At 58.7% G+C, this 12,957-nt stretch carries 16 protein-coding genes; 13 read left to right on the top strand and 3 right to left on the bottom strand.

Going from position 1 to position 12,957, the window contains the following annotated elements; translation table 11 throughout:
- Nucleotides 1-15: 15 nt before the first annotated feature.
- Complete coding sequence (cybC, locus tag B498_RS10880; RefSeq protein ID WP_008501412.1) at nt 16-402, top strand: cytochrome b562; 387 nt, start codon at nt 16-18, stop codon at nt 400-402.
- A gap of 69 nt (nt 403-471) precedes the next feature.
- Here cybC and B498_RS22300 read toward each other — a convergent pair whose 3' ends face one another.
- Complete coding sequence (locus B498_RS22300) at nt 472-627, bottom strand: Hok/Gef family protein (RefSeq protein WP_008501411.1); 156 nt, start codon at nt 625-627, stop codon at nt 472-474.
- A 417-nt stretch (nt 628-1,044) separates the two neighbouring features.
- Between B498_RS22300 and B498_RS10885 the strand changes: the two genes are divergently transcribed.
- From B498_RS10885 to B498_RS10940, 12 genes are all read left to right on the top strand, one after another.
- Nucleotides 1,045-1,383, top strand: a complete 339-nt coding sequence (locus B498_RS10885; RefSeq protein ID WP_085930305.1) for a glycine dehydrogenase — start codon at nt 1,045-1,047, stop codon at nt 1,381-1,383.
- Nucleotides 1,384-1,393: 10 nt separating this feature from the next.
- Complete coding sequence (locus tag B498_RS10890; RefSeq protein WP_006810339.1) at nt 1,394-1,756, top strand: SFCGS family glycine-rich protein; 363 nt, start codon at nt 1,394-1,396, stop codon at nt 1,754-1,756.
- 2 nt (nt 1,757-1,758) lie between these two features.
- A complete protein-coding gene (locus tag B498_RS10895) occupies nt 1,759-2,058 on the top strand; it encodes a DUF4312 family protein (protein WP_008501409.1) in 300 nt (99 codons plus the stop codon).
- Nucleotides 2,059-2,080: 22 nt separating this feature from the next.
- Nucleotides 2,081-2,857 carry a DUF4311 domain-containing protein gene (locus B498_RS10900; RefSeq protein WP_008501408.1) on the top strand — a complete coding sequence of 259 codons (777 nt, stop codon included), beginning with the start codon at nt 2,081-2,083 and terminating at the stop codon, nt 2,855-2,857.
- A gap of 13 nt (nt 2,858-2,870) precedes the next feature.
- Nucleotides 2,871-3,512: a DUF4310 family protein gene (locus B498_RS10905; protein ID WP_008501407.1), complete on the top strand. Its 642-nt coding sequence runs from the start codon at nt 2,871-2,873 to the stop codon at nt 3,510-3,512.
- 42 nt (nt 3,513-3,554) lie between these two features.
- Nucleotides 3,555-4,688: an amidohydrolase/deacetylase family metallohydrolase gene (locus B498_RS10910; protein WP_008501406.1), complete on the top strand. Its 1,134-nt coding sequence runs from the start codon at nt 3,555-3,557 to the stop codon at nt 4,686-4,688.
- Nucleotides 4,672-5,790, top strand: coding sequence for a DgaE family pyridoxal phosphate-dependent ammonia lyase (locus tag B498_RS10915; RefSeq protein ID WP_008501405.1), 1,119 nt, complete (start codon nt 4,672-4,674; stop codon nt 5,788-5,790). Before B498_RS10910 ends, B498_RS10915 begins: the two co-directional genes overlap by 17 nt.
- Nucleotides 5,787-6,527 carry a 2-dehydro-3-deoxy-phosphogluconate aldolase gene (dagF, locus tag B498_RS10920; RefSeq protein ID WP_008501404.1) on the top strand — a complete coding sequence of 247 codons (741 nt, stop codon included), beginning with the start codon at nt 5,787-5,789 and terminating at the stop codon, nt 6,525-6,527. The genes B498_RS10915 and dagF overlap by 4 nt, the downstream gene beginning before the upstream one ends.
- 25 nt (nt 6,528-6,552) lie before the next feature.
- A complete protein-coding gene (locus B498_RS10925; RefSeq protein ID WP_008501403.1) occupies nt 6,553-7,689 on the top strand; it encodes a lactonase family protein in 1,137 nt (378 codons plus the stop codon).
- A gap of 19 nt (nt 7,690-7,708) precedes the next feature.
- A complete protein-coding gene (locus B498_RS10930) occupies nt 7,709-9,619 on the top strand; it encodes a BglG family transcription antiterminator (RefSeq protein WP_008501401.1) in 1,911 nt (636 codons plus the stop codon).
- A gap of 77 nt (nt 9,620-9,696) precedes the next feature.
- Entirely contained in the window at nt 9,697-9,939 is a 243-nt protein-coding gene (locus tag B498_RS10935) for a type II toxin-antitoxin system RelB/DinJ family antitoxin (protein ID WP_008501400.1), read from the top strand.
- Complete coding sequence (locus B498_RS10940; protein ID WP_008501399.1) at nt 9,929-10,213, top strand: type II toxin-antitoxin system RelE family toxin; 285 nt, start codon at nt 9,929-9,931, stop codon at nt 10,211-10,213. Before B498_RS10935 ends, B498_RS10940 begins: the two co-directional genes overlap by 11 nt.
- Before the next feature lie 3 nt (nt 10,214-10,216).
- Here the strand turns inward: B498_RS10940 and nrdG are convergent, their stop codons facing one another.
- Together nrdG and nrdD are read right to left on the bottom strand one after the other, a co-directional pair.
- Nucleotides 10,217-10,681: an anaerobic ribonucleoside-triphosphate reductase-activating protein gene (gene nrdG / locus B498_RS10945; RefSeq protein WP_008501398.1), complete on the bottom strand. Its 465-nt coding sequence runs from the start codon at nt 10,679-10,681 to the stop codon at nt 10,217-10,219.
- A gap of 105 nt (nt 10,682-10,786) precedes the next feature.
- Entirely contained in the window at nt 10,787-12,925 is a 2,139-nt protein-coding gene (gene nrdD, locus B498_RS10950; protein ID WP_008501397.1) for an anaerobic ribonucleoside-triphosphate reductase, read from the bottom strand.
- Between the last annotated feature and the right edge of the window lie 32 nt (nt 12,926-12,957).

The following is a 12,957-nucleotide window of genomic DNA, read 5'->3' as shown; positions in this document are numbered from 1 at the left end:
AAAAGGAAGTGAGCAATGCGTAAACATCTGTTAGCGATCGTCGCGGCTTCAACGCTGGTTCTTGGCTCTTCTGCGTTTGCTGCCGATCTTGAAGACGACATGGGCATCCTCGGGCAAAACCTGAAGGTGGTGCAGAAAACCGACAATGCGGCGGAAATGAAAGACGCGCTGACCAAAATGCGTGAAGCGGCGCTGGACGCACAAAAAGCGACGCCTCCTAAACTGGAAAGCAAAGCGGCAGACAGTGCAGAGATGAAAGACTACCGCCACGGCTTTGACGTGCTGGTCGGCCAGATCGACGGCGCGCTGAAGCTCGCTAACGAAGGCAAAGTGAAAGAAGCCCAGGCGGCGGCCGAGCAGTTTGTGACCACGCGCAATACGTACCACAAAAAGTATCGTTAATTGGGTGCCTGAGCTGTACGTCCTTCCCCGTATGCGGAGGCGCATGACGCGCCCCCGCATCCTTGCTCCCTACTGGCCGGAGCGACAATCCATCCGCGCTGTCACTTCAAGCGAGCCGTTTCGAAAACGGATTTCGCACAGTGTTTTCCTCGTCACCAGCGTTAAGATGATTATTGTCAAAGCAATAATCATCAAAACCCCGATACTTGGGGATTGGCGTTTCATGGATGCCTCCTTGCTTTAAAGCGGGCGAGGTAGCGAACTCCACGGTCGTGACGTGTCGTTTCGAGCCCCCGCCCTGATTTTCTATCAGGCGGGGCTTTCCACTTTCCGTCCCATGCCTGAGACGGTCAGTCTCAAGCACCCGCCGCCACTCTACCCAATCCCCATAAGAAAACCTTATCCACGTCACATTTCTACGAGCCTGCTCGGAATCTTTTCCACTCTGCTTACCCGTTCGTTCCCGCGTAATAGCGTGATATTCATCACGTGAATACATCGATTTATCCAGATTCGGCGCATTTATGTGGCACAGATCACTGCTGCGGCTCCCCTTTCCACTTCGAAGTGGAAAACAACTCGCTACAAACAATTCCCCCCCAACGTTAGTTTTATTCCAGAGCCATTAACGGGGTAAGACCAGTGATTAACGGAGCGGTAATGAACGACGTTGGGGAACAGGCAGAGCAAACAGAACAGCTCGCGAACACCATGCTGCAGCAGGTTTATGCCCTGCTGGCCCGGAACAACATCATCCCCAATGCGGTACAGGAGCAGATGCTTACTTCCCACGTGCGCGCCATGGCGCACCGGTCCGTGACCGGCGAGCCACTGCCGGAGGTTGAAGCAGAGCTGTTTGACGAAATTTCACCGGATTCAATGCGGCTTGCCCGTGAAGTGGTGGCGCAGTTTGGCAACCTTCCAGATGAAGAGGCCTGGCTGCTCTCCGTTCACTTTGAAGTCGCGAAAGACAAGCTTTAAGGAGCAACACATGGAACAGATTACAGTCGTGATTGGCGATCGCCTGGGTAAAGGTCAGAAAGTGGCGGCCGGTGTGGAAAAAGCAGGTGGACGCGCGGTTGTCGTACCGGGCATGGCGGCAGACATGAAGCTCGGCGACGTAATGAAAGCGGAAAACGCGACTTTCGGCATCTCCTTCTGCGGCAGCGGCGGCGCGGGTGCCATCACCGCCCAGACCAAATATGGCTACAAGGCCAAATACGGCATGCGTTCCGTGGATGAAGGCGTCACCGCCATCAACGAAGGCTGCAACGTGCTGGGCTTTGGCTTTATGGATAAAGAAGAGCTGGGCGAGCGTCTGGTGCAGGCGTGGCAGAAAAAATACGGCGCATAAGCATGAAAGAACAGTTCACAACCACGGTGAGAGTGAAGGGGAAGGGCGACGCCAAAGCGCGCGCCTTTGCCGACGCGCTCAACCACGTTCAGGCCGCGGTGATGAAAGCCTCACCGCATATCTTACTGCGTATTGAGCCACAGGATGTGCAGGTTGTTCAGGCGCAAGAAGCGGTGCGAAAAGAAGCGTTTCTGTTCTTCTTTCTGCGCCGGGAAAGACGCACCTACAGCGTGGAGCTGGATGTGACCGTCAACGTGACCGCCATCAATCTCGACCGGGTGGATTTCGTCACGCAACGCTGATTATTCATAAAAGGGCAGACTGATGTTCTTAATTATATTAATAAAATCGCTCATCATCGGCGGCCTGGTAGGCGTCGGTGTCGGGGCCGGGGCTGCACGCATGTTTCATGCGCCTACCACTCAGGGTATGGGCGCGTTTCGTACGTTGGGGGAACTGAACTCCTGCGAAGGGGATCCGGCGTCCCACTTCTCCTTTGGGTTAGGCTTCTTCTTTAACGCCTGGGCCTCTTCCGTGGCCGCAGGGGCTTTCACACAGGACGTTGACCACCGCATCATCCCGAACTGGGGTGCTGCCGCACTGATGATCAAAAACCGTAACGTCGGCGAAACGCTGCACGATCCGCGCAAAATGGCGATTGCCTGCGGCGTGATCGGCATGATCGTCGTGACCTTCCTTAACCTGACCGCCTCCTCCGTGCCCGCTGCGCTTCAGGTCACCGCCGTGAAGGTGCTGGTGCCTGCCGCGAACCTGCTGGTCAACACCGTGATGCCGGTGATCTTCTGGCTGGCGGCCATCGATGCGGGTAAAAAATCGGGCTTCTGGGCCACCATCTTTGGCGGCGCGGCGCAGCTGATTATGGGCAACGCCGTACCGGGCCTGGTGCTGGGGATCCTGATCGGTAAAGGCGTGGAAGAGAGCGGCTGGAACCACGTTACCAAAGTGATGATGGCGGCGATCGTTCTGCTCTTCGTGCTGAGCGGCTTCTTCCGCGGCTTCGACATGAAGATGATCGAATCCTTCCATCTGACCGTGCCGAACTGGCTCGACATGATCCACAACTCGCTCAGCGGTAAATAACAGGAGCCTCGACATGGAACAGAATAAAGGTTTTTGGTATGCCGACTGGTCGTTCCCGATCTTCGTTGGCCTGCTCTCCTCCGGCGTGTTTGCCGGGACGCACATGTACTACCTCTACGGCATCGGCGCGTTTAACGAAGTGGCCTTCGTGGCGATGCTGAAAGCGGGGATTGATACCGGCGTCTACGGCGCGGTGGCGGCGTTCGGCGCAAGCTTCCTGTTCGCCCGCATTATCGAAGGGTCGCTGGTCGGTATTCTTGATATCGGCGGGGCGATCCAGACCGGCGTGGGCCTCGGGGTTCCGGCGCTGCTGCTGGGCGCGGGGATCATGTTCCCGGTGACCAACTTCATTGCCGCGCTGATCACCGGCCTGGTGATTGGCCTGGCGATTGGCTACGTCATCATCCTGGCGCGTAAGTTCACCATCAACCAGAGCAACTCCACCTACGGCGCAGACGTGATGATGGGCGCGGGCAACGCTTCCGGTCGTTTCCTCGGACCGTTGATTATCCTCAGCGCCATGACCGCCTCCATTCCGATTGGCGTGGGTTCTCTGCTGGGCGCGCTGCTGTTCTACATCTGGCAGAAGCCCATTACCGGTGGCGCTATCCTCGGCGCAATGATTCTGGGCTGGCTGTTCCCGGTTGCCCTTTAATACCCGCGGGCGCTCCGGCGCCTGCCTTTTCAGGAGATCCTCATGTTTGATTTACTCCTGCGCCGTGCGCGCCTCGCCGACGATACCCTGACCGATATCGCCATTCAGGACGGGAAGATCGCCGCGACGGGCGACATAGACGCTCCCGCCCGCAAAACGGTGGAGCTAAACGGTGACGTGTTCGTCAGCGCAGGCTGGATTGACTCCCACGTACACTGCTACCCGAACTCCCCGATTTACCACGACGAGCCGGACAGCGTGGGCGTTGCCACCGGCGTGACCACCGTGGTGGACGCGGGCAGCACCGGGGCCGACGACGTGGACGATTTCTACGCGATTACCCGCAAGGCCTCCACCGAGGTCTTTGCCCTGCTGAACATCTCCCGCGTGGGGCTGATTGCCCAGAACGAGCTGGCCAACATGGCCAATATTGACGCCGACGCGGTGAAAGAGGCGGTGAAACGCCACCCTGATTTTATCGTCGGCCTGAAGGCGCGCATGAGCAGCAGCGTGGTCGGTGACAACGGCATCACGCCGCTGGCGCGCGCCAAAGCCATTCAGAAAGAGAACGGCGACCTGCCGCTGATGGTGCACATTGGCAACAACCCGCCGAACCTCGACGAAATTGCCGAGCTGCTGAGCTCTGGCGACATCATCACCCACTGCTACAACGGCAAGCCTAACCGCATTCTGACGCCCTCCGGCGAACTGCGCGCCTCCATTACGTCTGCGCTGAAGCGCGGCGTGCGTCTGGACGTCGGCCACGGCACGGCGAGCTTCAGCTTTGAGGTGGCGAAACGCGCCATCGCGATGGGCATCCTGCCGCACACCATCAGCTCGGACATCTACTGCCGCAACCGCATCAACGGCCCGGTGGGCTCGCTGGCAAGCGTGATGTCGAAATTCCTCGCCATCGGCATGTCATTGCCGCAGGTGATTGACTGCGTCACGGCGAACGCCGCCGACGGCCTGCGCCTGACGCGCAAAGGCCGCATTCAGCCGGGTCTTGATGCCGACCTGACGCTGTTCACCCTTAAACGTCAGCCGACGGTGCTGACGGATGCCGAAAACGACAGCCTGCAGGCTGAACACATACTGGTGCCGCTTGCCGCGATCCGCGCGGGCAAGGGCTACATGACCGAACAAGGGAGCACGGAAAATGCCTTCGATTTATGAGAAGTACCGCTTAAAGCAGGTGATCAACACCTCTGGCCGCATGACGGCGCTGGGCGTCTCCACGCCGCGTCCGGAGGTGGTACAGGCGGCGATGGACGGCATGAATCACTATTTCGAGATGAAGGATCTGGTCAATAAAACCGGGGAATACATCGCGAAGCTGCTGGACGTGGAAGGGGCGACGGTGGTCTCCTGCGCGTCGGCGGGCATTGCCCAGTCCGTGGCCGCGGTGCTGGTGAAAGACAGCGACTGGCTGCTGGAAAACCTGCACGTCACCCCGATTGAGAACAACGAGATCGTCCTGCCGAAAGGCCACAACGTGAATTTTGGCGCGCCGGTGGGCACCATGGTGGCGCTGGGCGGCGGCAGGCTGGTGGAAGCGGGCTACGCCAACGAATGTTCCGCCGATCAGCTGGCGGCGGCGATTACCCCACGCACGGCGGCGATCATGTACATCAAATCTCACCACTGCGTGCAGAAAAGCATGCTCAGCGTCGAGCAGGCGGCGGTTGTCGCACGTAAACACGACTTGCCGCTCATCGTCGATGCCGCGGCGGAAGAAGATCTGCACGTGTACTACCGCGCCGGCGCGGACCTGGTGATCTACAGCGGTGCAAAGGCGATCGAAGGCCCCACCAGCGGGCTGGTGATCGGCAAGACCCAGTACGTTGAGTGGGTGAAGCGTCAGACGGCGGGGATTGGCCGCGCCATGAAGGTGGGTAAAGAGGGCATTCTTGGCCTGACCTGCGCCATCGAACACTATCTGACGGCCACCAAAGAGAGCGGTGCCGAGATGGTGGCGAAAATGACGCCGTTTATCGAGGCGCTCAACACCCTGAACGGTGTGACCGCGCGCGTGGTCTGGGACAGCGCTGGACGCGACATCGCCCGCACCGAGATTAAGTTTGACGAAGCCACCACCGGCGTCGGCACGGGTGACCTGGTGGCGAAGCTCAAGCAGGGCGAGTACGCCATTTACTTCCGTGGCTACAAGGCCAACGAAGGGATTATCGAAGCAGACGTGCGCAGCGTAAACGCTGACCAGCTGAACATTGTGTACCGCCGCATTAGTGAAGTATTAGGACTGGAGAAAAACGCATGAAACTGACCCCCAACTTTTACCGTGACCGCGTCTGCCTGAACGTGCTGGCTGGCTCAAAGGCCAACGCCAGCGCCATCTACGAGGCGGCGGAAGGCCACGTGCTGGTGGGCGTGCTCTCCAAAAATTACCCGGACGTGGCGAGCGCCGTTGCCGATATGCGCGAATACGCGAAGCTGATTGATAACGCGCTCTCCGTTGGCCTGGGCGCGGGCGATCCGAACCAGTCGGCGATGGTGAGCGAGATCTCCCGCCAGGTGCAGCCGCAGCACGTTAACCAGGTCTTTACCGGCGTGGCCACCAGCCGCGCGCTGCTGGGGCAAAATGACTCCGTGGTCAACGGTCTGGTCTCTCCGACCGGTACCGTCGGGATGGTGAAAATCTCCACCGGCCCGCTGAGCAGCGCGGCGCCGGACGGCATTGTGCCGGTGGAAACGGCGATTGCTCTGCTGAAAGATTTCGGCGGCAGCTCTATCAAATACTTCCCGATGGGCGGCCTGAAGTGCCGTGACGAGTACAAAGCGGTAGCGGAAGCCTGCGCCCGTCACGACTTCTGGCTGGAGCCGACCGGAGGTATCGATCTGGAAAACTATGAGGAGATCCTGCAGATCGCCCTCGATGCGGGCGTGAGCAAAATCATCCCGCATATCTACAGCTCGATTATCGACAAAGCCAGCGGTGATACGCGTCCGGAAGATGTGCGTACGCTGCTGGCGATGACGAAGAAGCTGGTGAAGTAGAACTCACACCTATACAGGAGCCACCATGCACACCCGTACCTTGCTTGTCGCTTCACTCTCAATGTTCGCCACCGCCGCTGTCGCCCAGACGCAATACGCCTGGGTGGGTACCTATAATCCAAACGGTGAAGGGCTGTACCGTTTTACTGTTAACCCGCAAACCGGCGCGCTGAACGATAAAACGCGGGTAAGCAAACTGCCGAATGCGGCGCAGTTGACCCTTTCACAGGACGGCAAAACGCTGTATCTGGCAAGCGAAGTGGAGCAGGGCGTGGTGCAGGCGCTGCGCGTCGGCGATAACGGTGAGCTGAGCCAGCTCAATCAGGTGGCCTCCGGCGGTGCCGGGCCGGTGTATCTCTCCCTGACGCCGAACGGCCAACATCTGCTGGTGGCGAACTATGTCAGCGGCTCAATTGCCGTTTTACCCGTCAACGCAGACGGTAGCCTGGGTGAAGCCACGGACATACATCAGGATCAAGGCGAACCGGGCGCGGCGAAGCCGGCAGCTGCCGTCGAGGGCAGTTTCGCGATCAGCGATCATAACGGCCCCCATGCGCATATGATCGCCGCCGATCCGAGCGGGAAATACGTGTTTTCCACCGATCTTGGGCTGGATCGCATCTACCAATACCGCTTTGACGATCGGACAGGAAAGCTGACGCCGAACGATCCGCCGTTTATCAGCGCCTCCTCGAAAGGCGCCGGGCCGCGCCACTTTGTCTTTACGCCGAAGGGCGATGCCCTGTGGCTGATTAACGAAGAGGCGTCTACGCTCACCCGGTATACCGTGAATACCAACGGCACCCTGAAAGAGGGTAAAACGGTTTCTGCCCTGCCGGAAGGTTACAAAGGCACCAGCTTTGCTGCCGGGCTCGCATTAAGCGCCGATGGCAGGCAGCTGTATGTGGCTAACCGTTTGCATAACAGCATCGGGCACTTTACCGTAACGGCGGAGGGCACGCTGACGCATCAGGACGATGTGTGGACGCGCGGTGACTACCCGCGCACCCTGACGCTCGATAAACAGGGGCGCTGGCTGTACGTCATGAACCAGCGCAGCGACAACATTACCCGCTTCCGCGTGGCGCAGGACGGGAAATTGAGCTTTGAGCCAGACTATACCCCGGTCGGCAGCCCATCCCAGATGGTCATTTCACCTTAAGCCGTAAGAGGACAACGACGTGCGATTTCCGAACCAACGTTTAGCGCAACTTTTCGACCTGTTGCAAAACGAGACGCTGCCGCAGGACGAGCTGGCGCAGCGGCTGTCGGTCTCCACGCGAACCGTCCGTGCGGACATCACCGCCCTGAACGCGCTGCTGGCCAGCCACGGCGCGCAGTTCATCCTGAGCCGGGGCAACGGCTACCAGCTCAAAATTGAGGACGCCGAGCGCTATCAGCAGCTTCAGGCATCCCACCCGCGCGCGCTGCGTATCCCGCGGACCGGGCCGGAGCGCGTGCATTATCTGGTGGTGCGTTTTCTGACCTCGGCGTTTTCGCTTAAGCTGGAGGATCTGGCGGACGAATGGTTCGTCAGCCGCGCCACGCTGCAAAGCGATATGGCGGAGGTGCGCGAGTGGTTTCATCGCTACAACCTGACGCTGGAAACCCGTCCGCGCCACGGCATGAAGCTGTTTGGCAGCGAGATGTCGACCCGCGCCTGCCTGACCGATCTGCTCTGGGAGCTGGCGCAGCAGGACAGCCTGAACCCGCTGGTGACCGACGTGGCGCTGAATGCGGGCGTGGCGGAGCAGATGGTGCCGGTGCTGCACGACGCCTTGACCCGTCACCACATTCGCCTGACCGATGAAGGCGAGCTGTTCCTGCGCCTGTACTGCGCGGTGTCGGTACGTCGCATCAGCGAAGGTTACCCGCTGCCGGAATTCCATGCCGAAGACGTGGAAGAGAACGTGCGCGAGGCGGCGAAGGATATCGCGGTGACCATCCAGCAGCTGGCGGGCAAGGCGCTTTCGCCGTCGGAGGAGAGCTGGCTGTGCGTGCACATTGCGGCGCGGCAGATTCAGGAGATCGCGCCCAGCGCCATTAACGCTGACGACGACGAGGCGCTGGTCAACTACATCCTGCGCTATATCAACACTCACTATAACTACAACCTGCTCAGCGACGCGCAGCTGCACGCGGACCTGCTCACGCACATCAAAACCATGATCACCCGCGTGCGGTATCAAATCATGATCCCCAATCCGCTGCTGGATAACATCAAGCAGCACTACCCGATGGCGTGGGACATGACGCTGGCCGCGGTGTCGAGCTGGGGCAAATACACGCCGTATGTGATCAGCGAAAACGAGATTGGCTTCCTGGTGCTGCATATTGGCGTCGGGCTTGAGCGCCACTACAACATCGGCTACCAGCGTCAGCCGCGCGTGCTGCTGGTATGCGACGCCGGTAATGCCATGGTGCGCATGATTGAGGCGGTACTGCAGCGTAAATACCCGCAGATTGAGGTGACGCGCACGCTCACCCTGCGCGAGTACGAGCTGGCGGAAACCATTAGCGAAGACTTTGTGATCGCGACCGCCCGCGTCAGCGAAAAGTCGAAACCGGTGGTGATGATCGCCCCGTTCCCGACCGACTACCAGTTAGAGCAGATTGGCAAACTGGTGCTGGTGGACCGCACCCGTCCGTGGATGCTGGATAAATACTTCGACGCGGCCCATTTCCGCATTATCGACAAGCCGATCGATCAGCAGACGCTCTTCCGCGAACTGTGTGAACAGCTTGAAGCAGAGGGCTTTGTCGGTGCGGAGTTTCTGGATTCGGTTGTTGAGCGTGAAGCTATCGTCAGCACCATGCTCGGCGACGGCATCGCGCTGCCGCACTCCCTCGGCCTGCTGGCGCAGAAAACGGTGGTCTACACCGTGCTCGCCCCGCACGGCGTGCAGTGGGGCGACGAAACCGCGCACGTTATCTTCCTGCTCGCCATCAGCAAAAGCGAGTACGAAGAGGCGATGGCGATTTACGATATCTTCGTCACCTTCCTGCGCGAGCGGGCCATGTCACGGCTCTGTAGCTGCGAGGATTTCGCCGGGTTTAAGGCGGTGGCGATGGAGAGTTTGAGTCGTTTTTGAGAGGCGTTATCCAGAATTCGATGTAATGCGAATGTAATGCTAAACTGCATTACACATTCGATTTTTCTGGAGGCATAATGGCCACGCTAAACGTCCGTCTGGATGACAAACTCAAAAACGAGGCTTATGCCGTGCTGGAAAAACTCAATATTACCCCAACGGAAGCGGTGCGATTGCTGTTTCAGTACGTTGCTGAAACGGGGCGCATGCCGGTGAAAACGGTCACCATCAGCGACAGCGAAGATGCGCTGATACAGACAGTCCGGGAGCGACTGGCTAATCCGCAAAAGGGAATAAAGGTTAGTCTGGATGACTTATGAACTGGAATTTGACCCGAGGGCGTTAAAGGAGTGGAGCAAGCTGGGGGATACGGTCAAAAACCAGTTTAAGAAGAAACTTGCCGGGGTATTGGCAAATCCCCGGGTCGAATCGGCCCGCCTGCATAATCTGCCTGATTGCTACAAAATCAAACTCAAGGCGTCTGGCTATCGCCTGGTTTATCAGGTTCAGGACAGCGTTATAACGGTATTTGTTATCGCCGTTGGGAAAAGAGAGAAATCAGCCGCTTATCACGACGCAAATAAACGGCTTTAGCGTTCATCGCAAATGATGCACAACCTGGTTGCTGCTGCCGCGCCAGATGAGCGCCGGGTCTTTTAAATCCTGCATGAACTTGCCGTCGACCAGCACGTTAATCAGATCCACGACTTCCATTTGCTGCGCATTCAGTTCATCCAGCTTGTAGCCCGTCCAGACCCAGATATCTTTTCCCGGACACTCTGCGCGAATGCGCTCCACCAGCTTCAACATATCCGGCACGTTTTGCGGGTGCAGGGGATCGCCGCCGGAGAGCGAAATCCCCTGGCGTTTGATGCGCGTGTCGTTCAGGTCGTTGATGATTTTATCTTCCATCTCCGCGGTGAACGGCATGCCGGAATTGAGTCGCCAGGTGCTTTTGTTGTAGCAACCGGGGCATTCGTGGACGCAGCCTGAAACAAACAGGGTGCAGCGGGTGCCGGGGCCGTTGACGATGTCGACAGGGTAGTACTGGTGATAGTTCATTGCGAATAACCACGCCGGGTGGCGCTGCGCTTACCCGGCCTACAAAAGAGAGCGGTCCGTAGGCCCGGTAAGCGCAGCGCCACCGGGCATTAACGTGGCAGCGGATTAACCGATCTGCCCATTTCCCAGATGCTTCACGCGGCGCTTCACTTCTTCCTGTTTGCCGGCGTTAAACGGACGGGCGTCCGGGCTGCCGAGATAGCCGCATACGCGACGGGTCACGGAGACGCGGGCCGCATCGTGGTTGCCGCATTTCGGGCAGGTGAAGCCCTTGCTCGTACACTCGAACTCACCGGTAAAGCCGCACTCGTAACACTCATCAATTGGCGTGTTGGTCCCGTAATACGGCACGTGCTGGTAGCTATAGTCCCACACGTCCTCCAGCGCCTTCAGGTTGTGCTGAATGTTCGGGTACTCGCCGTAGCAGATGAAGCCGCCGCTGGCGATCGGCGGATAGGCCGCTTCGAAGTCGATCTTGTCGTACGGGTTCACCTTTTTCTCGACGTCGAGGTGGAAGCTGTTGGTGTAGTACCCTTTATCGGTCACGCCTTCCACAATCCCGAATTCGGCGGTGTCCAGACGGCAGAAGCGGTCGCACAGGTTCTCGCTTGGGGTGCTGTACAGGCTGAAACCGTAGCCGGTTTCCTCTTTCCACTGGTCTACCGCGTCGCGCAGGCGCTGAACGATGGCGATGCCTTTCTCACGCAGGGCTTCGCTGTCGTACATGTGCGTGTCGCCAAACAGGGCGTTGATGGTCTCGTGAATGCCGATGTAGCCCAGCGAAATCGACGCGCGGCCGTTTTTGAAGATCTCGGATACGTCATCGTCCGCCTTCAGGCGCACGCCGCAGGCCCCTTCCATATAGAGGATCGGCGCGACGCGGGCTTTGACCCCTTCGAGGCGCGCAATGCGGGTCATCAGCGCCTTACGCGCCAGCTGCAGGCGCTCATCCAGCAGTTTCCAGAATTCAGCTTCATTACCTTTTGCCTCCAGCGCGATGCGCGGCAGGTTGAGGCTGATCACGCCCAGGTTGTTACGCCCGTCGTGGATCTGCTCGCCGTTTTCATCCTCGTAGACGCCGAGGAAGCTGCGGCAGCCCATTGGCGTTTTAAACGAACCGGTGACTTTGACGACCTGATCGTAGTTCAGGATGTCCGGGTACATGCGCTTGCTCGCGCACTCCAGCGCCAGCTGTTTGATGTCGTAGTTCGGGTCACCAAACTTGTGGTTCAGGCCGTCGCGAATCGCGAACACCAGTTTCGGGAACACGGCGGTTTTACGGTTTTTGCCGAGGCCGGAAATACGGTTGCGCAGGATCGACTGCTGGATCAGGCGTGATTCCCAGCTGGTGCCCAGGCCAAAGCCGAAGGTTACAAACGGCGTCTGGCCGTTGGCGGTGTGCAGCGTGTTCACCTCATATTCCAGCGACTGGAAGGCGTCGTAGCACTCTTTCTCGGTACGGGAATGCGCATAGCCGTCCGCGTCCGGAATCTGCCACTCTTCGGCGGTTTTACGGTGCTTGTTGAAGCTCGCCGTTACGAACGGGGCCAGCACTTCGTCAATGCGGTTAATGGTGGTGCCGCCGTAAATATGGCTGGCGACCTGAGCGATGATCTGCGCCGTGACCGCGGTAGCCGTGGAGATCGACTTAGGCGGTTCAATCTCCGCGTTACCCATTTTAAAGCCGTGGGTCAGCATGCCTTTCAGATCGATCAGCATGCAGTTGAACATCGGGAAAAACGGCGAATAGTCGAGATCGTGGTAGTGAATTTCGCCGCGCTCGTGCGCCGAGACCACGTCGCGCGGCAGCAGATGCTGACGGGCATAGTGTTTGGCGACGATACCGGCCAGCAGGTCGCGCTGGGTGGGGATCACTTTACTGTCTTTATTGGCGTTTTCATTGAGCAGCGCAGAGTTGGTCTGCTCCACCAGGCCACGGATCTCCTGGTTCAGGCGGCCGCGCTTCTCGCGCTGGACGTCGCGATCGTGGCGGTACTCAATGTAGGCGCGCGCCAGCTGCTTGTAGGGCCCTGCCATGAGCTGGTTCTCAACCGCGGTCTGGATCTCGTTGATATCAACCTGGCTGCGTTCATTCATCTGGCTGCTAACGACTTCTGCGACGGTGGCGCAGTAATCTGCGTCATCGACTCCCGCTGCTTTAGCTGCACGCAGAATGGCTTCCTGGATGCGCTCTGATTTAAACGGCACTTTACAGCCATCACGTTTCATCACATGCGGTGTCATGATCACTCCATTTTTAAAAACAGGTTATCCAC

The sequence above is a fragment of the Enterobacter sp. SST3 genome (genome assembly GCF_000286655.1).
GTDB lineage: Bacteria > Pseudomonadota > Gammaproteobacteria > Enterobacterales > Enterobacteriaceae > Enterobacter > Enterobacter roggenkampii.
Note: the sequence above shows the minus strand (reverse complement) of the source record. Positions and strands in the feature narration are given on the sequence as shown.

Bases quoted from the DNA above. Each gene is read 5' to 3' on its own strand.
- B498_RS10940 (WP_008501399.1), top strand. From the start codon at position 9,929: ATGACTTATGAACTGGAATTTGACCCGAGGGCGTTAAAGGAGTGGAGC.
- cybC (WP_008501412.1), top strand. From the start codon at position 16: ATGCGTAAACATCTGTTAGCGATCGTCGCGGCTTCAACGCTGGTTCTT.
- B498_RS10925 (WP_008501403.1), top strand. From the start codon at position 6,553: ATGCACACCCGTACCTTGCTTGTCGCTTCACTCTCAATGTTCGCCACC.
- nrdG (WP_008501398.1), bottom strand. From the start codon at position 10,681: ATGAACTATCACCAGTACTACCCTGTCGACATCGTCAACGGCCCCGGC.
- B498_RS10935 (WP_008501400.1), top strand. From the start codon at position 9,697: ATGGCCACGCTAAACGTCCGTCTGGATGACAAACTCAAAAACGAGGCT.
- B498_RS10915 (WP_008501405.1), top strand. From the start codon at position 4,672: ATGCCTTCGATTTATGAGAAGTACCGCTTAAAGCAGGTGATCAACACC.
- B498_RS10890 (WP_006810339.1), top strand. From the start codon at position 1,394: ATGGAACAGATTACAGTCGTGATTGGCGATCGCCTGGGTAAAGGTCAG.
- B498_RS10905 (WP_008501407.1), top strand. From the start codon at position 2,871: ATGGAACAGAATAAAGGTTTTTGGTATGCCGACTGGTCGTTCCCGATC.
- B498_RS22300 (WP_008501411.1), bottom strand. From the start codon at position 627: ATGAAACGCCAATCCCCAAGTATCGGGGTTTTGATGATTATTGCTTTG.
- nrdD (WP_008501397.1), bottom strand. From the start codon at position 12,925: ATGACACCGCATGTGATGAAACGTGATGGCTGTAAAGTGCCGTTTAAA.
- B498_RS10895 (WP_008501409.1), top strand. From the start codon at position 1,759: ATGAAAGAACAGTTCACAACCACGGTGAGAGTGAAGGGGAAGGGCGAC.
- B498_RS10910 (WP_008501406.1), top strand. From the start codon at position 3,555: ATGTTTGATTTACTCCTGCGCCGTGCGCGCCTCGCCGACGATACCCTG.
- dagF (WP_008501404.1), top strand. From the start codon at position 5,787: ATGAAACTGACCCCCAACTTTTACCGTGACCGCGTCTGCCTGAACGTG.
- B498_RS10900 (WP_008501408.1), top strand. From the start codon at position 2,081: ATGTTCTTAATTATATTAATAAAATCGCTCATCATCGGCGGCCTGGTA.